This is a genomic window from Saccharothrix sp. AJ9571 (assembly GCF_021725495.1).
Taxonomy (GTDB): Bacteria; Actinomycetota; Actinomycetes; order Mycobacteriales; family Pseudonocardiaceae; genus Amycolatopsis; species Amycolatopsis magusensis.
Genome location: NZ_CP091382.1, coordinates 2,409,399 through 2,428,768, shown reverse-complemented (window position 1 = coordinate 2,428,768; position 19,370 = coordinate 2,409,399). Strand labels below are relative to the sequence as shown.

The following is a 19,370-nucleotide window of genomic DNA, read 5'->3' as shown; positions in this document are numbered from 1 at the left end:
CGGTCACCGGGGCAGCAGCCCGATCTCCCTGGCCAGGTCGGCGAGCATGGCGTCGAACAGCACGTCCGGTTTGCTCACCGGGATCGGGTAGTTGCCGAACACCTCGAGCGTGACGTGGCCGTAGATCCGCGCCCAGAACTGGATCATCAGGTACGTGGTGCCGAGGTCCAGCTTGTCGGCGGGGAAGTCGAGACCCGACTCGCCCAGCACGCAGAGCAGGTCGCCGCGGTAGGCCGCCAGGTCGTCACGCAGTTCCGCGGGCACGAGCTCGTCGGCGGGCGTGTCCAGCTCGTGGGTGGCGAGCAGGTGCCCGGCCGTGGTCAGGAAGATGCGGCCGAACGGCTCGTCCGCGCGGCTCAGCGTGGCGGCGCTGCTCGGCGCCGAACCGACCTGGCCGGTCGGCGACGCGAAGACCAGCGTGAACTCGCGGGTGTGCGTCAGTGCCCAGTGCCGGAAGCCGCGGCACAAGGCGAAGAGCTGCACCGCGCCGTCGTTCTCGGCGAGTTCGGCGACCTCGGCCGCCAGTTCGTCACCCAGATCGCCGACGATGTCCAGGCGCAGGTGCGCGAGCAGGTCGTCACGGGAGCCGTAGTACCGGTAGAGCGCGGGCGCGGTGATGCCCAGCTCCCTGGCGATGGCCCGCAGCGTCACCGCTTCGGGGCCGTCCGCCACCAGAAGGGCGCGCGCGGCCTGCCGGATCTCGTGATCCGTCGCCGAGCGTGCACGGCCCCGCCGGTTGGGGTTGCTCATACGGCTGGCTCCGATGGGTCGGGGTGACTACGCGTCCCCGGCATTCTAGGAACCCGCGCCCCCCGGTCCGCCTCATTGCCGCCGCAGCCACGCCGAGGCGCGACTGAGCCGGTTGGCCAGCCAGGCGGTCAGCGCGGCACCGGGCAGCCCGATCAGCGCGTGCACCACCCAGGCGCCGAACAGCGACGGACCACCCCAGGCGCCGCTGTGGTCGGCGTCGGGGTCCCAGAACACGCCGTAGGTCGTGACGCGGACGATCAGGTAGCCGGTCAGGCCGAGCAGGAGCACCTGGAGCACGGTGCACAGCCCGGCGAGCAGAAGTTTGAGCGGATGGCGGGCGCTGGTCGCGGCGGTCATGGGATCCCCTTCCCTCGTGCTGGCGTTCTTCACGCTATGCACGGGGATGACCCGCGAGAACCCGGTGGGCCCCCGGCTTCGGCGGGGGAAAACCCGGGGCGCCGCCGGCACCGATCACTCGGGGGGCTACGTGATCGGTGCCGGCGACCCGATGCCGTTCCGCCGGCCGAGGCCGCTGGTCGGGCAACGCCACCGCACGAAATGCGCTGGCGTGTCTGTAGAGCTGAACCCCACCCCGAAGTGACGCCCGCGAGCGGAAATCACTCCGAACGGGTGACGCTCGGCTAGTACTCGCCTGATTGTCGCATTCCGGAGCGAATAAGTTACAAAGTCCTTCACATTCGCATAGGAGCAGGTTCGGTGTCTTCGGCTGAACGGGTCGCGCTGACCAGCCTCGCGTACCGCGCACCCGCCGCCAGCAGCACCAATCCGGCACCGAGGAAGGCGCCGACGCGCGCCATGCCGTCGAGCGAGGCGAGGTCGAAGAGCACCAGCTTCGCCAGCGCGGCGGCCACCAGCACCAGCCCGGTGAGCCGGAACGCCTTGCGCCGGATACCGCGCAGCAGCAGGACCAGCGCGGCGACCGTCCACGAGACGGTGATCAGCGCGTGGCCGGTCACGAAGCCGAGTTCGCCCTTGACCAGCAGTTGTGCCGGGTAGAGCACGGTGCCGGCCGCGCCGTAGAGCACCGCCATCCCGGCGGCGACCGCCACCAGCGGCGTCACGGACTTGGCGGCTTCCGTGCGGAAGGCGGCGATGGCCAGCAGCACGCCGGCGAGCGCGATGAGCGGAGACACCACGGCCGCGGTGAGCAGCACGTCGGTGGCCGGGCCGGTGCGGGGTGCGCGCAGCAACATGACCGGCGACGCGACGCCGCCCATCGCGGCCAGCAGCCCGGCCACGCCGAACGCGGCACCGGCGGCGACCATGCCCTTGCTCCTGAGCCGGATCGCCACCGCGGCCAGCGCGATCGCCTCGGCGAGCACCACGAGCACCCGCGACTGGCCGGTCAGCGCGACCGCCGTCGTCTCGAAGGCCAGCATCGACGCCAGCACCCCGGCGACCATCGAAACGCCTGAAGGCAAACGCTTGCGACCCACCACCCAGAGGCCGATGAGAACCGCGGTGAGGCCACCGGTGATCGCCGCGGCAGGCAGCCGGTCCAGTAGGAACGGGAGCAGCATGACCGGCAGCGGCGCGACCGCGAGCAGCGCGATCGGGGTGACGTCCTCGCGGTGCACGGCGACCGTCGCGGTGGACGTGGCGAGGACGAGCAGCGAGGTGAGCACCGTGAGCACGGCGACGGCCACATCACTGCCGGTGTCGAACCACGAGCCGCTGGCGAAGGAAACGGTCAGCGCGCCACCCGCGATCGGCGGCAGCCCGGCGGCCAGCACCACGCCCGGCCACTGGCGGGTCAACTGGATCGGCGCGGCGGCGACCGACAGCAGGAGCAGGAAGGTCATCAGCAACGCGGTGAAGCCCGCGGTGAGCACCGGCGCGCAGACCGCGCACCCGAGCAGCACGAACACGGCGAAGCCCTGCGCCTTCCAATACCCGGCCAGCGCCAGCCCACCCCCGGCGACGAGCAGTCCCAGCACCATCCCGGCCCAGGACGGGATCAACCCGAGCAGCGTGGTCGCCGCGACGATGTCCGCATAAAGCACCGCGACGCCGGTCGCCGCCAACGCGACGGCCCCGGTCCGAGCCGTGGGGTTGCGGTGCAGCCAGCTCCCGAGCCCAGCCAACGTCCCCCCGAGCACGGCGCCGAGCACCACCCGCGGCACCGGCCCCACCCAGCCGCGCTGGATCGCCAACACCAGCAACAACACGACGCCGAGCAACGTGACCGCCCCACCGATCCAGGCCAGCACCTTGCTCCCGGCCCCGTCCCTGGCCAACTTCTCCGCCAAAGAAGGCTTGGGCGCCGGAGGCTGCCAAGGCCCCCGGGGAAACGGCGGCACCGCCCCATACGGCTGCCACCCATACGCCCCCGCCCCCGGCGCCTGCCCTTGCTGGCCCCGCGCCCCCAGCCCCGGCTGCCCCGGCGCCGGCGCCGATGCCTGCACCCCCAGCCCCGGCTGCCCCGGTGCCTGCGCCCCCAGCCCCAGCCCCAGCCCCGGCGCCTGGGTTCCTGGCCCCTGCTGCCCCGGCACCCCAAGTTCCGGTGCCTCCGGCTCCAGCCCCTGCTGCCCCGGTGTGCCCGGCCCGTGCTGCCCCAGCTCAGAGGCCTGCTGCTCCAGCCCCTGCGGCCCTTGTCCCGAGGCCTGCTGCCCCTGCGGCGGCACCTGCCCACCAAGCGGCGTCGCCCCCAGCGCCAAGCCGCCTCCCTGCGACTGCGCTCCCGCCTGCTGCGCCATGCCTTCCTGCGCCCGCGTGCCTGCCTGCGGCGACATGCCTCCTTGCTGCGCCGCATCCGTCTGCGCCGAGGTGCCTGCCTTCGGCGAAGTTCCGGTGTGCGGCGAGGTGCCTGCGTCGGGCTCCGTCGCCTGTGATGGAGGGGCCGCCTCCGTGTGCTGCGCCGTGCCCGTCTGCGCGGGTGGCGGCGTGGCTGCCAGCGCTGCGGGCGCCTCCGCCGGGCTGACCTGCGTCGATGGCAGGGCGCGCAGTTCGGCGCCCAGGGTCGTGAGTCGGCCGGCGATCTCGCCGAGTGCGTCGGCGATCCGCGGCAGGGTGTCGATGGTGCCGCTTGGGTTGCCCATGCGTACAGGGTCGGCGAACGGACGCGCGGGCGGATCCGTAGCTCTACTCAAACCACCGTGACGATTGGGTGACGGGCGGTCCTGGCAGGCTGGGGGCATGACCGCTGAAGTTCTGGTCGCCGGGTCGATCAACGCCGACCTGGTGGTTCCCGCCGATCGACGGCCGGGTGCGGGCGAGACCGTGCTCGGGGGCGACACCGAGTTGCTGCCCGGGGGCAAGGGCGCGAACACGGCGGTGGCCGCGTCGCTGCTCGGGGCCCAGGTCGCGATGGTCGGCGCCATCGGTGACGACGCGAACGGCAGGCTGCTGCTCGGCGCGCTGCGCGAAGCCGGGGTGCGGGTGGACCTGGTGCGGACGGCGGACCGGCCGACCGGCGCCGCCTACATCGTGGTGACCCCCGACGGGGAGAACTCGATCCTGGTCTCGCCTGGTGCGAACAGCGCGCTGGAGCCGTCGGCCCTGGATGGCGCCTTCGACGACGCGCGGGTGCTCGCGGTGTCGATGGAGATCCCGCTGCCGACCGTGGAGCACGCGGTGATCGCCGCTTCGGAGGCCGGGGTGCGGGTGCTGCTGAACCTGTCGCCGGTGGCGAAGGTGAGCGAGCGGGCGCTGGCCGCGGTGGACGTGCTGCTGGTCAACGAGCACGAGGCGGCCTGGCTGCTCGGCGACGCCGACGCCGATCCGCGGGGCTTGCTCGAGCTGGGGCCGTTCTCGGCGGTCCTCACCCGAGGCGCGCGAGGCGCACTGGTGATCACCGAGGACGGGACGACCGAGGTGCCGTCGCCGGAGGTCGAGGCCGTGGACACCACCGGCGCGGGCGACGCCTTCACCGGTGCGCTCGCCGCCTCGCTGGCCGAAGGCGCCACGCTGGTCGACGCGGCCCGCCTGGCGGTGAAGGTCGCGGCCATCTCGGTGACCCGCTCCGGAGCCCAGCCATCTTACCCGCGAGCCGGCGAAATCGACTGACGCTGTCCCCAATCCAGCCGGTCTGTGGACAGCTCCGCTGACCCCCTATCACCCCCGCCACCAGCGGATATGATGTTCGTGGGGACGCCCCCAGGGAGCGGTGGGGGTCGGGTAAGGAATTCGGGTGGGGCGTTCGGTGTTGGCGTCGGGGTGGGGTCGGATCGGTTCGACGTGGTGTGGCGTCGTGGGTATGTGGCCCGGTTGAGGGCTGTGGTGGCGGCGCGGCGGCCTGGGGAGTTGGAGCTGATGCCGCTCGCGGACACGTTGTCGGCGCTCGGGCACCAGGGCGAGACCGATCTCGGGCGGCAGCGGGTGCCGGTGGCGGACATCGTCGGCACGATCGCGCGGGCGGGTGACTTCGATCGGCTGTTCCGTCCTCGTAATCGGGCGCTTCGCCCGCGGTGGGATTCGCTGGCCGACGCCACGAACACCGAGCCGGTCCGGTTGGTGCGCCTGGGACAGATGTACTTCGTCGAGGACGGTCACCACCGCGTCGCGATCGCCAGGGCCCGCGGGGTCCGCCACCTCGACGCGGCGGTCCGCAAGATCTGCACGATCTCCTGCGCCACCCGCTGCCTGACCGTCGCCGATCTGCCGGTCAAGGCGGCCGAGCGGGTGTTCCTCGAGCGCGTGCCCCTGCCTGACGACGTGCGCTGGGGGTTGTGGCTCGACCACCCCGCCGACTGGCTGCGCCTCGCCGAGTCCGCCGAGGCCTGGGGTTTCCGCCACTGCCTGCGTGACCGCGTCCGCCTCGCCGAGGCATGGTGGGACCAGGAGGTCCGTCCGGTGGTCGCCGGGCTCGCGTTGCGCGGCATCGAGCCGTACGACGTCCGCGCCTACCACCGGGCGCTGCGCGAGAAGGAGATGCTGGGCGCGGAGTGCTTCGACGAGGTGCTGGTCGCGAACATCCGACAGCGACTGATCGGGGACTACACTGGTCCGCCGTGGCACGGTATGGTCTAGACCATGTCGCAGGTGACGCAGGAGCAGGGTCCGCTTTCCGGGGTGGCGGTGAGTCCGGGGCGCGCGAGCGGTCCGGTGGTGCGGGTGGCCGAGCCGCTCGGGGCGCCGCCGAGCACGCCCGCCCCGCCGGATCCGGCCGCTGAGGCCGCGCGCATCGAGCCCGCCGCCCAGCTGGTCGCCGCCCGCCTGGAGAAGCAGGCCGAGGCCGTGACCGGTGAGGCCGCGACGATCCTGCAGACGACCGCCGCGATGGCCGCCGACCCGACGCTGGTCAGCCAGGCCGAGAACCTGGTCAGGACCGAGCGCCTGCCCGCCGCCCGCGCGGTGCACCAGGCCGCCGAGGGCTTCGCCGAGATGCTCGCCGCGGCCGGTGGCTACATGGCTGAGCGCGTCCGCGACATCCACGACATCCGGGACCGAATCATCGCCGAGCTGCTCGGCCTCGCCCCGCCCGGCGTGCCCGAGCTGGCCGGGCCGAGCGTGCTGGTCGCCCGCGACCTCGCGCCCGCCGACACCGCCGGACTCGATCCGGCAAAGGTGCTCGCCCTGGTCACCGAGGAGGGCGGCCCCACCAGTCACACCGCGATCCTGGCTCGCGCGCTCGGCATTCCCGCCGTGGTCGCCGTCCGCGGCTTGCTGGCCTTCGACGCCGAAGCGCTGGTCGTCGACGGTGACACCGGCGAGGTCGGCCTGGCCGACGCCGACGCGCCGATCCTCGCGGCGACCACCGGCGGTCCGGCCGAGTGGAACGGCACCGGCGTCACCGCCGACGGGCACCGGGTGAAGGTGCTCGGCAACGTCGGTTCCGCGGCCGACGCCCAGGCCGCGGCGGACGCGGGCGCCGAGGGAGTCGGCCTGTTCCGCACCGAGTTCTGCTACCTCGACGCCAGCACCGAGCCCACGGTCGAAGCCCAGCGCGCGGCCTACACCGCGGTGCTCGCCCCGTTCGAGGGCAAGCCGGTCATCGTCCGCACCCTCGACGCCGGTGCTGACAAGCCACTCGCCTTCCTCTCCCCCGACACCGAGCCGAACCCGGCGCTGGGCGTGCGCGGCTTGCGCATCGCCTTCGACCGGCCCGAAATCCTCGACCGCCAGCTGGAAGCCATCGCGCTCGCCGCGCGGGATTCCGGTGCCGAGGTGTCGGTGATGGCGCCGATGGTGGCCACCGCGGCCGAGGCCGCCTGGTTCGCCGAGCGCGTGCACGCCGCCGGGATCGCCAGGGCGGGCGTGATGATCGAGATCCCCGCCGCCGCACTGGCCGCGCGTGAAATCCTCGACGCCGTCGACTTCGTGTCGATCGGCACCAACGACCTCGCCCAGTACACCTTCGCCGCCGATCGCCAGCTCGGCGCGGTCGCCGCGCTCAACGACCCGTGGCAGCCCGCGTTGCTGCGGCTGATCGCGTTGATCGGCAAGGCGGCCGCGGAAACCGGTAAGCCCGCCGGCGTCTGCGGCGAAGCGGCGGCCGATCCGCACCTGGCGCGCGTGCTCACCGGACTCGGGCTGACCAGCTTGTCGATGAACGCCGCGGCGGTGCGCGCGGTCGGCGCGAGCCTGGCGGCGGTCACCCGCGAAGAATGCGAATCCGCGGCAGCGGCGGCACTCGCGGCCGCCGATCCGGCCCAAGCCCGTCAGGCCGTCAAGTCCAGGTGACCCGCCACGGCGTGCGCACCTGGAGCCGCCCGAACCGGTAGTAGCGCGGGGTCCGGATCTGTACGGATCCCGCGTACACCGAACCGCTCAGCACGAAGCGCGGGCGGCCGGACGCGCGGTCGAACTCGGTCCGGTCGGTCAGGCTGCCCGCCCGCACCCGGACGTCCGATGTGGACAGTGAGGCGTGCGGCGGCAGCAGCAGTTCCACCGAACCGGCCGCCACGTTCAGTTCGATCCGCACCTCGGTGTGGCTGATCGCCGCTTCGCTGAAGTCCAGTTCGGTCGAACCCATCTGGTTCTGCACCAGGATTTCGTGCGGCACCCGCCACTGCCCCGACCGCTTCGAGCTGCCCAGCGTGGTCTTGAGCACCAGCCGGTCGCGCCGGGCGGGCACCGTGCCGTTCGCGCCGTGGTGGACCAGCCCCGGCAGATCGGTGAGCACGCGGTTCAGCTCACCGCGGGTGCGCGCGGCCAGCGCCAGGTCGGTGCGTGCGGTGAACTCCTCCAGGTCGAGCAGGCCCTGCCCGACCGCCTTCTGCAGCAGCACCGCGACGTGGTCCCGTTCGGCGTCGGAGACGCGCAGTTCGCGATCGCTCACCAGCGGTGGCGACGACCGTTGCGGATCACCAGCGGGCCGCCGTGCACCCGGCCGGTCACGATGATGGTCGGCGAGCCGGAGGCGGGCTGCCGCTTGCGCTTGTCCTCCACCGAGCCCCACTTGATCTCGGTGATGGCGTTGAGGTCCACCCCGGCCTCGTCCGGGACGACCAGTTCGACCCCGCCCCACTTGGTGTCCAGCTCGATGTAGACCACCGGCGAGGTGAGCACCGCCTCGGTGAAGTCGAGCTTGGTGCTCGCGTACTTGTTGCGGACCCGCAGGTGCGACGGCACCTGCCACTGCCCGCTGCGCTTGAGGTTCGAGGCGTGCGCCCGCAGTTCGAGCGGCTTGCCGGACGGCGGCGTGTACGGGTAGCTGTGGGCGGCCGACGGCGCCGGGGCCGCTCCGGTGGCCAAGACCGGAGCGGCGTCCCGGTGCACCAGCCCCGGCAGGTCCGCGAGCACGGAGTTGAGCTCACCGCGGGTGCGGGACGCCAGCGCCTTGTCGGTGCGTTCGGTGAACTCGTCGAGATCGAGCATTCCCCGGCCGATCGCCTTCTGCAGCACCCCCACCACGTGCTCGCGTTCCGCGTCGGAGACGCGCAGGTCGCGCGGGCTGAATTCCTTCGGCTGCTCGGGGGCGGCCTTCTCGGCCTCCCCCTCGTCGTTCGACTCGGCCGGTACCGGAAGCTGGTCGGTCTGCGGCTCACCCATGCGAACCATGCTAAATCGGGGACGGGCGCAGCGGATCCGGGATTTTCCCTGACTGGACCCCCGGGGTCTAGTCCGTGTCCAGGCCGTGCTCGATGGCGTACCTGGCCAGTTCGACGCGGTTGTGCAGCTGAAGCTTCCGCAGCGTGGACTGCACGTGGTTTTCCACTGTGCGGTGGGAGATCACCAGCTTCTCGGCGATCTGCCGCGCGGTCAGTCCTTTCGCGACCTGCCGCAGCACGTCGGTCTCGCGCTCGGTCAGCCGCGGCGGTTCTCCGGCGACCGTCGGCGAATCGGCCATCCGCCGGTACTCCCCGAGCACCAGGCCCGCGAGTCCGGCGGTGAACACCGTGTCGCCCGCCGCGGTCCGGCGCACGGCCTCGGCCAGTTCGGTCGACGACGCCGACTTCACCAGGTAACCGGAGGCGCCCGCCTTCACCGCTTCCAGCACGTCCTCGTGCTCCCCGCTCGCGGACAGCACGAGCACCTTGGTCTCCGGCAGCGCGCCGGTGATCGCCCTGGTCGCGGTCACCCCGGAGGTCTCGCCGAGGTTCATGTCCATCAGCACCACGTCCGGGCGCACGGTCTTGGCGATCCGGATCGCCGCGTCGCCGTCGGGCGCGGTGGCGAGCACCTCGAACCCGTGCACGCCGAGATCCCTGGCCACGCCGTCACGCCAGATCGGGTGGTCGTCGACCACCATCACCGAAATCGCGCTCATCCCGAGGCTCCCTTCGGCACGCGGATCTCCCATTCCGTCCCCGCTCCGGGCGCGGTGTCCAGGCTGATCGTGCCACCCAGCCCGGCCACCCGGCCCCGAATGGAGTTGGCCACCCCTAGACGTCCCTCGGCCCGTGCCCGTTCCAGTCGTCCCGCGGGAATTCCGGGACCGTCGTCGCGAACGGACACGATGACCTCGCTGCCGAGGTCCTCCAGCAGCACCCACGCCTGGGCGCCTTCGGCGTGCTTCGCCACGTTGGCCAGTGCTTCGCGCACCGCGTCGACCAGTTCGGCGGTGACCGCCGCGGGCAGCGACACCGGCCCGGCCGGAGCGGAGATGTGCACGGTCGGCGTGCCCAGCAACTGCAGGGCCGCGCGCAGGTCGGTGGTCTCGTCGGTCGGCCGCGTCGGCTCGGTGGTGACCAGCGCGCGCAGGGCGATCTCCTGCTCACCGGCCAGTTCCGCGAGTTCGGCGGCTTCCCCGCCCAGTTCGGCACCGCGTTTGCGGACGCGGGCGAGCACCTGCAGCACGCTGTCGTGGATCGACCGCGCCAGCCGCTCGCGTTCGGTGGTCGCCGCCTCGGTGCGCAACGCCTGCGCCAGCGCCGAACCGGACCGGCGCGCGGTGGTCGCGGTCATGCCGATCAACAGGCCGCTGGCCAGCAGCAACACCCCGTCACGCGCCACATCGACGGTGAACTCCCCGCGGGCGAACCCGGTGGCCAGCGCGATCACCAGGCCGCCGAGCAGGCCGCCGGTCGCGCCGAACCGCGCCCCCGCCACCAGTTGCGGCACCGCCGCCCAGACGGTGGTGATCAGCGGATCGGCCGCGTCGAACTGCGCGTCGGCGAGGATCCAGGGCGAGGTGAGCATCAGCCCGGCGGTGACCACCACGTCGGCGACCACCAGCCAGCGCCAGTGCCACCGCTGCGCCTCACGGGCGTAGACCACGCTGGTCAGGCCGGTCCAGACGGTCATCACGCCGAGGACCGCCCAGGCGAGCCAGGCACGGCGGTACTCGTCCTGGTGCACCACCACGATGCCCGCGGCGAACACCAGGGTCAGCACGCGCAGCCCGATCGCGCCCCACCACAGCGGCGAGGCGAGATCGCGTGCGGTGGGCCCGAAGCGCGTGCTCACTTCTTCCCGGGATCCCCGGATTCGACGCTGTCGTCCTGGACCGTCGTGTTCGGCTCGGCGCTCTGGTCGTGCAGCACGTCCACGTCGGCCGGATCGGGGTCGCGTTCGTGCAGCAGCGACTTGATGCCGGAGTTGAGCACGGCCAGCAGCGGGACCGCGAGCAGCGCGCCGGCGATGCCCGCGGCGACCAGACCGGCGGTGATCGCCAGCACCACGGCCAGCGGGTGCAGCTTGACCGCCCGGCCCAGCAGCAGCGGCTGCAGGATGTGGCTTTCCAGCTGCATCACCAGCACCACCACGCCGAGCACGATCAACGCGGTGACGATCCCGTTGGTCACCAGCGCCACCAGCACCGCCACCGCACCGGCCAGCACCGCGCCGATGATCGGCACGAACGCGCTGAGGAACACCAGCGTGGACAGCGGGATCACCAGCGGCACCCCGAGGATCCACAGCCCGATGCCGATGCCGACGGCGTCCACCACGGCCACCGCCGCGGTCGCGCGCACGTAGCTGACCAGCGAGGCGAAGCCGCGGCGCCCGGCCACGTCCACCCGGGTGCGCACCTGGCGCGGCACGCCGCGGGTGAGGAAGGTCCAGATCTGCTCGCCGCCTGCCAGGAAGAAGATCAGGATGAACAGCGTCAGCACGAACCCGGTGAGCACCTCGCCGACCGTGGTCGCGGTGGTCAGCGCGCTGTCGGTGATGGTCGCCTGGTTCTTCTTGAGGAACTCGATGGCCTGGTTGATGAAGTCCTGGATCTGCGTCTGGCGCAGGTGTATCGGGCCGTTGACCAGCCAGTTCTCGATCTGGTCCAAGCTCTCGGTGAGCTGCTGCTGCAAGGCGGGCAGGCCGCTGGTGAACTGCACCACGACGAAGGTGAGCAGGCCGCCGAGCAGGCCGAGGCCGCCGATCAGCACGATGCCCGCGGCCAGTCCCCGAGGCACGCCCACCTTGACCAGCGAGGCCACGCCCGGCGCCATCAGCGCGGCCAGCAGCAGCGCGATGGACAGCGGGATGACCACCACCGACATGTAGCCGACCAGCCAGACGATCACGTACAACGCGGCGATCACCACGAGGAACCGCCAGGCGAGCGCGGCGCCGATCCGCAGACCGCGCGGCACGACGGTGGTCACGTCGAGCTCGACCGGCAGTCCGGGGTAATCGGGGGCGGGCACGTGGACGGGCTTGTTCTCCTGCTCCGGCACATCCGACAACCTAGTCGGCGCCGGGTAGCGCCAGCAGGTCGACGGGCAGAAACACGCCCGTCGACCACGTGTGGTGACGGCTCGCGACACCCTGTGCACTTCACACGATCGGGCCATCAAGTCGCGTCGAAGTCGCGTCGGCGGGTCCCGGTAGGACAGTCTCGGGATCGCGCCGACAGAACGTGAGCGATTCACACCCTGCGTATCCGAGATGGGATACCCGGCGCCCCAGTACAGATCGAACTCAGGCGAGGAGCACGCAGTAGTGGCGGAAGTGGCGGCGGACCAGCGAGGCGCGCAGCGCGCCGGTCGCTGGGCTTCGCGCGCCCTCGTGGTCGCCGGTGGCGTGCTCGCCGGCACCGCCGCCGCGTGGGCCTTCGCCACCGGCGCTTCGGCCACCGAGGTCCCGGACGCCACCGAACCCGGCACCGCCGACCTCACCCCGGTCACCGACGCGACCGTCGCGGGCCTGAACGACACCACCGGCGGGGTGTCCGAGCTGACCGGCGACGTCGCCGGCGCGGCAGCGCACGCCACCTCGGTGCCGACTTTCCCGCGGCAGCAGCAATCCGCGGACGAGATCGACGAGGACGTCGCCGCCGCGGTGAACGAGTTCACCGGCGACGCGGTCGTCCGCCCGGTCGAGCGCACCCTCGGTGCCTTCGAGCACATCGTGCGCCAGCCCCAGGACGCGCCGAAGGTCATCGAGCAGACGCTGACCCCGGCCCAGCACGGAGTCGACTTCGGCCGGGACTTCTGGGTCCTCCTGCAGCCGACGGCCGACAGCCCGCTGCCGGTCGGCAACGGCGACCCGGAAATCCCCGAGCAGCCGCTGACCGTCGCGCCGGACGCCCGCACCGCCGAGGTGTACACCGTGGCCGTGCCCGCCGGGGCGATGGACGACTCCGGCTCCTGGTTCGACGGCTTCGGCGCCGCGCGCGCCGACGGCCCCTCTGACGAAGGCGACGCGGGCGACCGCGAGCTGCCTTCTCCCGTGCGCGCGCCGCTGGCGCCGCTCACGGCACCCACCCTGCCCGGCGGCGGCAACTCCGCCGGTGGGCACTTCGACGGACTGCTGGCCGGCGTTCCCGCCGGTGCGGCCGCCGCTTTCGACACCGCGACGATCGGCTCGGTCCGATCCGGTGTGCGCCACCTCATGGTGGACCCGGGCGCGCAGCCCGGCGTCACGCCTGACTGATCACCGCGCGGGGCAGGACGATCGCGTCCCCCGCCGGTCACCGTTCGTGCCGGTAATGCGCGTTCCCTCCTGATTCCACCCCGCGGCTTCCCGCGATCGCTCGATCGATCGCTGCCCTCCTCCCGAACGCACGCTGCAGAACGCAGGTTGCCAGGGAGCCACGAGCCCGCAAGGGAACCCAAGGAAAAAGGAGAACACCCCATGCAGACCTGGGCGAAGCGCGGATTCCAGACCGCGTTGGTCACGGGTGGTTTGCTGATGCTGGGCACCGGCATCGCTTCTGCCGACGAGAACGTCAACCCCGACAGCCCCGCCGGTCCGCTCGACGCGAACCTGAACATCCCCGTCCAGTTCGAGAAGAACGCACTCGGCACCCCGGGCGGTCAGGTCAACTTCCCGGGTTACCGGGGCGACATCAGCACCGACACGGTCACCTCGCCGGTGAAGAACGTCCCCGCGCTGCAGAAGGCTTCCGCTCCCGCCGGTAAGGCGACCGCCCCGCTCGCGGGCGTGACGGACAAGGCCACCAGCGCGCTCTCCGCGGCCGGCGCCGAGCGCCAGGAGGTCTCCGGTGTCGGCTTCGAGCCCACCGCGGACCCGGTCAAGGGCAACAAGGTCGACCTCGATGTGACGGCGCCGATCCAGATCTGCGGCAACGCGGTCGGGGTCGTCGGCGACGCCGCCATCGACGACGCGGACTGCGGCACGCAGTCGTATGAGAACGACCAGGACACCACCACCGACGGCAAGCACTCCGGCATCGCCGGGAACGCGGTCGTGCTGGACTGGGCGCTGCCCGTCCAGGTCGCGGGCAACGCGGGCGGTTTCGCCGGCGGTTCCGGCTACACCTCAGGCAGCGCCGGGCAGGAGGTCGCCGAGACCGGCGACATCAGCACGGACGGCACCGGCTCCGGCGCCTCCGGCAACGTGGTGGCCGGCCAGTTCGCCACCCCGGTGCAGGTCACCGGCAACGCGGCCTCGTGGATCCTCGGCAACGCCTACAGCGAGTTCGACGCCGAGACCGAGGCCGAGTCGGGCGGCTGGATCAAGAGCAACGGCGACGGCGGTGCGGGCACCGGCAACGTGGTCGGCGTGCCGATCGCGCTCCCGACGAAGGTCAACGGCAACGCCGCGGGTGCCTGGCTCTCCGACGCGGACTCGGTGTCGTACTCCGAAGCCGACGCCACCGCCGGTGACACCACGCCGGGGCTGAACAACATTCCCGCGTACATCACCACCGAAGGCGACGACGCGTTCCTGGCCGGGACCGTGGTCCAGCCGCAGGGCGCGCTCATCGCCAACGTCGCGGGCAACGCGGCTTCGTGGATCGGCAACGCCACCACCGGCAACGCGCTGGACGACGACCACGCCGACGGCGGCTCGTCCTCCAGCGAGGTCGAGGCCGGTGGCTTCTCCAGCACCTCGGGCCTGGACGGCTCGGCCAACGGCAACATCGTCGACCTGCCGGTCGCGGTGCCGGTCGAGGCGTTCGGCATCGGCGGCACCTACATCGGCAACGCGCACGCCGCGCACGACAACGAGACCGGCGCCAAGGCGGGCGAAGGCACCTTCACCACCGGGGACGGCTCGTTCCTCGGCGCCAACACGGTCACCGGGCAGCCCGCGCTGACCGGCGAGGTGTTCGGCGTCGGCGCCTCGCACATCGGCAACGCCTCGGGCACCTCGCACGAGACCAAGTCCGTGCAGGCCGGTGGGTACAACGGCAGCACCGGCAACGACAGCTCGGCCTCGGGCAACGTCGTGCAGGTGCCGCTGGCCATCCCGGCCGAGGTCTTCGGCATCGGCGCCTCCTACATCGGGCAGGGCGAAGGCACCGCGTCCGAGGTCAAGAAGATCAACGGCGCCGGTGGTGGCAACACCGACGACGACAACGGGTTCGGCAGCTCGAACCTGGTCTCCACCCCGCTGGCCGTGCCGGCGCAGGTGTTCGGCATCGGTGCATCGCACCTCGGCCGCGGCACCGGGGAAGCCACCACCGACACGCAGGTCACCGCGGGTCACGCGGTCAAGGCGACCGGGGACAAGGCGGCCGCTTCGGGCAACATCGGCTTCGTGCCGGTCGCCCTGCCGGTGCAGGCGCACGGGCTCGGCGGGTCCGTGATCGGGTCCGGCTTCGGCACCAGCGAGAACCAGACCGACGCGACCGCGGGCGGCGACGCCACCACCGGCGGTGAAGAAGGCGCGCTCGCGGGCAACATCGTCCAGGCGCCGTTCGCCGGTGCCGCCACCGTGTTCGGCTCCTCGGCCGGGCTGGCCGCGCTGGTCGGCGGGGACACCGCCGAGAACGACGTGGTCGCCGAGGCCGGGGGCGACTCCGAGACCAACGGTGACGCGGCTGCCTTCGCCGGCAACGTGGTCAGCGCGCAGGGCCTGCCCGTCGCGCAGGTCTTCGGGGACGCCGTGGCCGTGGTCGCCAAGTCCTCGGGCGAGGCGGTGAACAGCACCGACGCCACCTCGGGCGGTGACATCACCACCTCGGGTGTCGACGGTGCCTTCTCGGGCAACATCCTCGACGTGCCCGCCGCCGCGGTCGCGCAGGGCTTCGGCGACGCGGTCGCGGTCGCCGGGGCGGCCGACGCCACCGCGGAGAACGTGACCAACGGCAAGGTCGGTGGCGAGACCACCACCGCGGGCGTCATGGACAAGGTGTCCGGCCTCGACGGGCAGCTGCCGGTCGGCGTCGTGGGCCAGGTCTACGACATCCCGGTGGCGGTGCTCGGCGCGGCCTACGCCCAGGCCACCAACGCCACCGACGTCCTGGCCGGCGAGAACGAGGCGCAGTTCATCCACAGCTTCGACGGCAAGGAACTGCCGGTCGACGCGCTGCCCAAGCTGAGCTGGCCGTCGCTGCCCGCCCTGCCGGGCACGCCGGGTCTCGGCCGCGGCCTGGACCTGCCCACCTCCGGCCTGCCGGTGCCGGGCCTGTCCTCGGTCCCCGGGCTGCCGGGCCTGCCGGGTGCGGGTGCCCAGCAGCGCTCCGACACTCCGGTGCCGTACGTGCCGGGGGGTTCGGTGACCGACCTGCCCTCGACCGGTGACCTGCCGCTCGAACTGTCGAGCCAGGACCTGGCTTCGGTGGACGTGCTCGGTGGCGGCCTGCCCACCGACGCGGTGACCGGGCTGCTGGCCGGCGGCCTGCCGACCGACGCGCTGCTCGCGGGTGACGCGGAGGAGAGCCGCAACCTGCCGGTCGGCTCGCCGGCTTCGGGTGGCATCTCCACCGACGTGCTCGACGGTGGCATCCTGCCGACCGACGTGCTGCCGACGGACGCGCTGCTCGCCGGCGTGATCATGGGTGCGGCGGGTGCCGCGGACAGCCGGAGCCTGCCGGCTTCGGGCGGGATCTCCAGCGACGCGCTGGACGGTGGCCTGCCCACCGACGTACTGCTCGGCGGCAGCGGCCTGTCGACGGACGCGCTGGGTGGCGTGCTGCCGACGGGTGCGGTGGCCGAGCGCACCGGGCCGGTCGACAACCTGGAGCTGGGCCTGCCGACGGACGCGCTGCTCGGCGGCGGCCTGCCGACGGACGCGCTGCTCGGTGGTGGCCTGCCGACGGACGGGCTGCTCGGCGGTGGCCTGACGGACGGGCTGATCGGCGGCAGTGGCCTGTCGACGGGCGCGCTGGGTGGCGTGCTGCCGACCGGTTCGGCGACCAACCGCAACCTGCCGACCGACAACCTGGAGCTGGGCCTGCCCACCGACGCGCTGCTCGGCGGCGGCCTGCCGACCGAAGCGCTGACCGAGGGCGGACTGCCGACCCAGCAGCTGACCGAGGACGGCTTGCCGACCCAGCAGCTGCTCCAGGGTGGCCTGCCGACCCGGCAGCTGCTCCAGGGCGGCCTGCCCACCGGTGAGCTGACCGGCGGCGTGCTGCCGACCGACTCGCTGACCACCGGCCTGCTCGGCAGCGGCCTGCCGGTCGACCCGGCCGCGGCCACCACCGCGCCGATGAACAACGTCTCCACCCTGCCGTTGTCGGACGAGCTGGTGCCGGGTGCCTCGGTCATTCCGGCGCTGGTCCAGGCCGACGGCCCGCTGAGCGTGTTCCAGCGGATCCTGACCGGGTTCACCGGCCTGAAGTGAACTGACGCCTGAACGAAAACCGGGCCCTCGGAGCAGCCAGCTCCGGGGGCCCGGTTTTTCGCGTTCAGCCCAGTTGCACGGACCGTTTCGCCAGCCCGTACCAGAACCCGTCGATCACCGTTTTCGGCGTTTCGCCCCCGGCGCCGAGCGAGACGAACAGCGGCGCGAAGTGCTCGATCCGCGGGTGCGCGAGGCCGGGCGCCGGTGCCTTGCCTGCGAAGTCGAGGATCGCGTCCACGTCGTTCTTCGCCAGCGACTCGGCACCCCAGTCGTCGAATTCGGCGGACCACGACGGCGGCGCGTGATCGGCGTCGCGGTGCATGTCCAGTCCGCTCAGGTTGTGCGTGAAGAAGCCGCTGCCGATGATCAGCACGCCCTCGTCGCGCAGGGGTGCGAGGCGGCGGCCCAGGTCGAACAGCTGCTGCGGGTCCAGCGACGGCATGGAGATCTGCAGCACGGGCACATCGGCGTCGGGGAACATCTCCACCAGCGGCACGTAGGCGCCGTGGTCGAGTCCCCGCGCCGGGTCCTCGTGCACCGGGGTCTCCACGGAGCGCAGCAGTTTCCGCACCTTCTCGGCCAGCGCCGGAGCCCCGGGTGCCCGGTATTCCACCTGGTAGTAGCGCTGCGGGAAGCCCCAGAAGTCGTAGATCAGCGGGACGGTCGTGGTGGCGCCGATGGTCAGCGGCGCCTCCTCCCAGTGCGCCGAAACGATCAGGATCGCCGACGGCCGCGCCAGCCCGGCCGACCAGTCCGCGAGCTGCCGGGTCCAGGTGGCGTCGTCGGCGAGCGGCGGCGCTCCGTGACTGAGGTAGAGCACTGGTGCGGCGGACATGGCGGCCTCCCCGAGAGACTTCGTTGAAAATTCAACTATACGCCTGGTCCGGTGGAGGTGTGGCTGAGACGGTCCACCCAGCGGAACGGGGCGGGGCCTCTACGCTGGAGCCGACCATCACGCGGGAGGGTGCATGTCGGCGACGCGGCTGCTGGTGCTCGGCGCGGTCCGCGGCTTCGGCCGGGCCCACGGATACCTGGTCCGGACCGAACTGCTCACCTGGGGCGCGGACGAATGGGCCAACGTCAAATGGGGCTCGCTCTACCACGCGCTGCGTCAGCTGGCGAAGGACGGACTGCTGCGCGCGATCGAGGTCCCGGACTCCGGCGGCCGGGTCGACTACGAGATCACCGAAACCGGGGACACCGAGTTCTTCCGCCTCCTGCGCGACGCGGTGGGTCAGCCCGAAATCCGCCAGGACCTGCTGACCGCCGGACTCGCCCTGCTGCCCGCGCTGTCGCGGGCCGAGGCGATCGAGCTGCTGGAAAAACGGCTGCACGCCTTGGAAAGCGGGCGTGCCGACATCATCGAACAGACCAGCGCCTGGGCCGATCCCGGCCACGTGCAGGAGCTGTTCGACCTGTGGGTGCACAACGCGAGCAGCGGGGTGGACTGGACGCGCGGCCTGATCGAGCGGCTGAAGGCGGGCGCGCACACGATGGCCGGTGAGGACCCGTCCGGGTTCGGCATGCCGGGCACCTGGACTCCGACCCAGGTCTGAGACACCTCGGTCCGATGTGGACCGGAGCCGGTTGCCGGAGGGTTCCGGGCATGAGAACTCTGGTGCCCGGGGCGGTCTCCCTGTTGCTCGCCCCGCCGTTGCTGCTGGCCGGGGTGCTGCTGCGCCTGCCGCACGACCTGTTCTTCCCGGCTCAGCTCGCCGCGTACGAACAGTCGCCGTCGCGGATCTTCGCCGCGTACAGCTGTTTTCTCCTCGGCACGGTCCTGCTGTGGCCGGGGATCCTGCTGCTGGCCCGCCGGATCGGTGGTGGTTTCGGGCTGTGGGGCGGCATCCTGGTCATCTGCGGACTGGTGGCCCGTGCCTTCCACGCCGGGATCGACCACCTGGCGTTCCAGTTGGTGCGGGTGCTCGGCCTGGACACCGCGACGCAGGTGGTGGCTGATTCCTACGGCGCCTACCACGTGATGCGGGTGTTCACCGTGCCGATGATCTTCGGCTGGGTGGTACTGGCGATCGGCGCCTGGCGGTCCCGCGCGCTCGGGCGACCCGGGGCGGTGGCGCTCGGCTTGATGGCCGCGATGCCGGTCGGCGTGCTGAAGGGCACCGAATGGCTCTCGGTGGTCGCGGCGGCCGGGCTGTGCGTGGCCCTGGTCCCGCTGGGTTTCCGCGAGTTCCCGCGGCCGGCGCCCCGAGTGGCGCTGCGCTGGGGTTTGGTCGGCGCGGCTTCCGTCACGGCCCTCTACTTCCTCGGCCAAGCCGGATAACCGATGGCTATCACCG

16 protein-coding genes are annotated in these 19,370 nt (G+C 72.2%); 7 read left to right on the top strand and 9 right to left on the bottom strand.

All coding sequences use genetic code 11. The annotated features are described in order from the left end of the window. Positions 1 to 3: 3 nt before the first annotated feature. The 3 genes from L3Q67_RS10640 to L3Q67_RS10630 form a co-directional block, all read right to left on the bottom strand. Positions 4 to 750, bottom strand: a complete 747-nt coding sequence (locus L3Q67_RS10640; RefSeq protein ID WP_499189355.1) for a TetR/AcrR family transcriptional regulator — start codon at positions 748 to 750, stop codon at positions 4 to 6. Positions 751 to 822: 72 nt separating this feature from the next. Next, positions 823 to 1,107, bottom strand: a complete 285-nt coding sequence (locus L3Q67_RS10635) for a hypothetical protein (RefSeq protein ID WP_499189354.1) — start codon at positions 1,105 to 1,107, stop codon at positions 823 to 825. A gap of 335 nt (positions 1,108 to 1,442) precedes the next feature. Further along, a complete protein-coding gene (locus tag L3Q67_RS10630; RefSeq protein WP_499189353.1) occupies positions 1,443 to 3,809 on the bottom strand; it encodes a DUF2339 domain-containing protein in 2,367 nt (788 codons plus the stop codon). 97 nt (positions 3,810 to 3,906) lie between these two features. Between L3Q67_RS10630 and L3Q67_RS10625 the strand changes: the two genes are divergently transcribed. The 3 genes from L3Q67_RS10625 to ptsP all read left to right on the top strand — a co-directional run bounded on the left by L3Q67_RS10625 (position 3,907) and on the right by ptsP (position 7,392). Beyond that, positions 3,907 to 4,776 (top strand): ribokinase, encoded by an 870-nt coding sequence (locus tag L3Q67_RS10625; RefSeq protein WP_282773083.1) that lies wholly within the window; start codon positions 3,907 to 3,909, stop codon positions 4,774 to 4,776. A gap of 246 nt (positions 4,777 to 5,022) precedes the next feature. After that, positions 5,023 to 5,739, top strand: coding sequence for a hypothetical protein (locus L3Q67_RS10620; RefSeq protein ID WP_499189352.1), 717 nt, complete (start codon positions 5,023 to 5,025; stop codon positions 5,737 to 5,739). 3 nt (positions 5,740 to 5,742) lie between these two features. Further along, entirely contained in the window at positions 5,743 to 7,392 is a 1,650-nt protein-coding gene (gene ptsP / locus L3Q67_RS10615) for a phosphoenolpyruvate--protein phosphotransferase (protein WP_499189351.1), read from the top strand. On the opposite strand, the gene L3Q67_RS10610 is transcribed toward ptsP, so the two are convergent. The 5 genes from L3Q67_RS10610 to L3Q67_RS10590 form a co-directional block, all read right to left on the bottom strand. Continuing rightward, positions 7,379 to 7,990 carry a DUF1707 SHOCT-like domain-containing protein gene (locus L3Q67_RS10610; protein ID WP_499189350.1) on the bottom strand — a complete coding sequence of 204 codons (612 nt, stop codon included), beginning with the start codon at positions 7,988 to 7,990 and terminating at the stop codon, positions 7,379 to 7,381. The two genes, ptsP and L3Q67_RS10610, sit on opposite strands and share 14 nt — an antisense overlap. Continuing rightward, positions 7,987 to 8,703: a DUF1707 SHOCT-like domain-containing protein gene (locus L3Q67_RS10605; protein ID WP_499189349.1), complete on the bottom strand. Its 717-nt coding sequence runs from the start codon at positions 8,701 to 8,703 to the stop codon at positions 7,987 to 7,989. The genes L3Q67_RS10610 and L3Q67_RS10605 overlap by 4 nt, the downstream gene beginning before the upstream one ends. Before the next feature lie 67 nt (positions 8,704 to 8,770). Continuing rightward, positions 8,771 to 9,421 carry a transcriptional regulator gene (locus tag L3Q67_RS10600; RefSeq protein WP_499189348.1) on the bottom strand — a complete coding sequence of 217 codons (651 nt, stop codon included), beginning with the start codon at positions 9,419 to 9,421 and terminating at the stop codon, positions 8,771 to 8,773. Beyond that, positions 9,418 to 10,560, bottom strand: a complete 1,143-nt coding sequence (macS, locus tag L3Q67_RS10595; RefSeq protein WP_499189347.1) for an ATP-binding protein — start codon at positions 10,558 to 10,560, stop codon at positions 9,418 to 9,420. Before macS ends, L3Q67_RS10600 begins: the two co-directional genes overlap by 4 nt. Further along, complete coding sequence (locus tag L3Q67_RS10590) at positions 10,557 to 11,741, bottom strand: AI-2E family transporter (protein ID WP_499191493.1); 1,185 nt, start codon at positions 11,739 to 11,741, stop codon at positions 10,557 to 10,559. The genes macS and L3Q67_RS10590 overlap by 4 nt, the downstream gene beginning before the upstream one ends. 295 nt (positions 11,742 to 12,036) lie before the next feature. Between L3Q67_RS10590 and L3Q67_RS10585 the strand changes: the two genes are divergently transcribed. Together L3Q67_RS10585 and L3Q67_RS10580 are read left to right on the top strand one after the other, a co-directional pair. Next, positions 12,037 to 12,969 (top strand): hypothetical protein, encoded by a 933-nt coding sequence (locus L3Q67_RS10585; RefSeq protein ID WP_499189346.1) that lies wholly within the window; start codon positions 12,037 to 12,039, stop codon positions 12,967 to 12,969. 201 nt (positions 12,970 to 13,170) lie between these two features. Continuing rightward, positions 13,171 to 17,073: a beta strand repeat-containing protein gene (locus tag L3Q67_RS10580; RefSeq protein WP_499189345.1), complete on the top strand. Its 3,903-nt coding sequence runs from the start codon at positions 13,171 to 13,173 to the stop codon at positions 17,071 to 17,073. A gap of 64 nt (positions 17,074 to 17,137) precedes the next feature. On the opposite strand, the gene L3Q67_RS10575 is transcribed toward L3Q67_RS10580, so the two are convergent. Further along, on the bottom strand, positions 17,138 to 17,908 hold the full coding sequence (locus L3Q67_RS10575; protein ID WP_499189344.1) for a dioxygenase family protein: 771 nt from the start codon (positions 17,906 to 17,908) through the stop codon (positions 17,138 to 17,140). Between the two features lie 133 nt (positions 17,909 to 18,041). Here L3Q67_RS10575 and L3Q67_RS10570 point away from each other — a divergent pair, with 133 nt between their 5' ends. Then, positions 18,042 to 18,629, top strand: coding sequence for a PadR family transcriptional regulator (locus tag L3Q67_RS10570; RefSeq protein WP_499189343.1), 588 nt, complete (start codon positions 18,042 to 18,044; stop codon positions 18,627 to 18,629). A 50-nt stretch (positions 18,630 to 18,679) separates the two neighbouring features. Next, positions 18,680 to 19,354 (top strand): hypothetical protein, encoded by a 675-nt coding sequence (locus L3Q67_RS10565; protein ID WP_499189342.1) that lies wholly within the window; start codon positions 18,680 to 18,682, stop codon positions 19,352 to 19,354. Positions 19,355 to 19,370: the final 16 nt, after the last annotated feature.

Excerpts from the sequence above, each read along its gene's own strand:
- L3Q67_RS10620 (WP_499189352.1), top strand. The coding sequence starts at position 5,023 with ATGCCGCTCGCGGACACGTTGTCGGCGCTCGGGCACCAGGGCGAGACC.
- ptsP (WP_499189351.1), top strand. The coding sequence starts at position 5,743 with ATGTCGCAGGTGACGCAGGAGCAGGGTCCGCTTTCCGGGGTGGCGGTG.
- L3Q67_RS10640 (WP_499189355.1), bottom strand. The coding sequence starts at position 750 with ATGAGCAACCCCAACCGGCGGGGCCGTGCACGCTCGGCGACGGATCAC.
- L3Q67_RS10625 (WP_282773083.1), top strand. The coding sequence starts at position 3,907 with ATGACCGCTGAAGTTCTGGTCGCCGGGTCGATCAACGCCGACCTGGTG.
- L3Q67_RS10635 (WP_499189354.1), bottom strand. The coding sequence starts at position 1,107 with ATGACCGCCGCGACCAGCGCCCGCCATCCGCTCAAACTTCTGCTCGCC.
- L3Q67_RS10580 (WP_499189345.1), top strand. The coding sequence starts at position 13,171 with ATGCAGACCTGGGCGAAGCGCGGATTCCAGACCGCGTTGGTCACGGGT.
- L3Q67_RS10565 (WP_499189342.1), top strand. The coding sequence starts at position 18,680 with ATGAGAACTCTGGTGCCCGGGGCGGTCTCCCTGTTGCTCGCCCCGCCG.
- L3Q67_RS10630 (WP_499189353.1), bottom strand. The coding sequence starts at position 3,809 with ATGGGCAACCCAAGCGGCACCATCGACACCCTGCCGCGGATCGCCGAC.
- L3Q67_RS10605 (WP_499189349.1), bottom strand. The coding sequence starts at position 8,703 with ATGGGTGAGCCGCAGACCGACCAGCTTCCGGTACCGGCCGAGTCGAAC.
- L3Q67_RS10570 (WP_499189343.1), top strand. The coding sequence starts at position 18,042 with ATGTCGGCGACGCGGCTGCTGGTGCTCGGCGCGGTCCGCGGCTTCGGC.
- L3Q67_RS10600 (WP_499189348.1), bottom strand. The coding sequence starts at position 9,421 with ATGAGCGCGATTTCGGTGATGGTGGTCGACGACCACCCGATCTGGCGT.
- L3Q67_RS10575 (WP_499189344.1), bottom strand. The coding sequence starts at position 17,908 with ATGTCCGCCGCACCAGTGCTCTACCTCAGTCACGGAGCGCCGCCGCTC.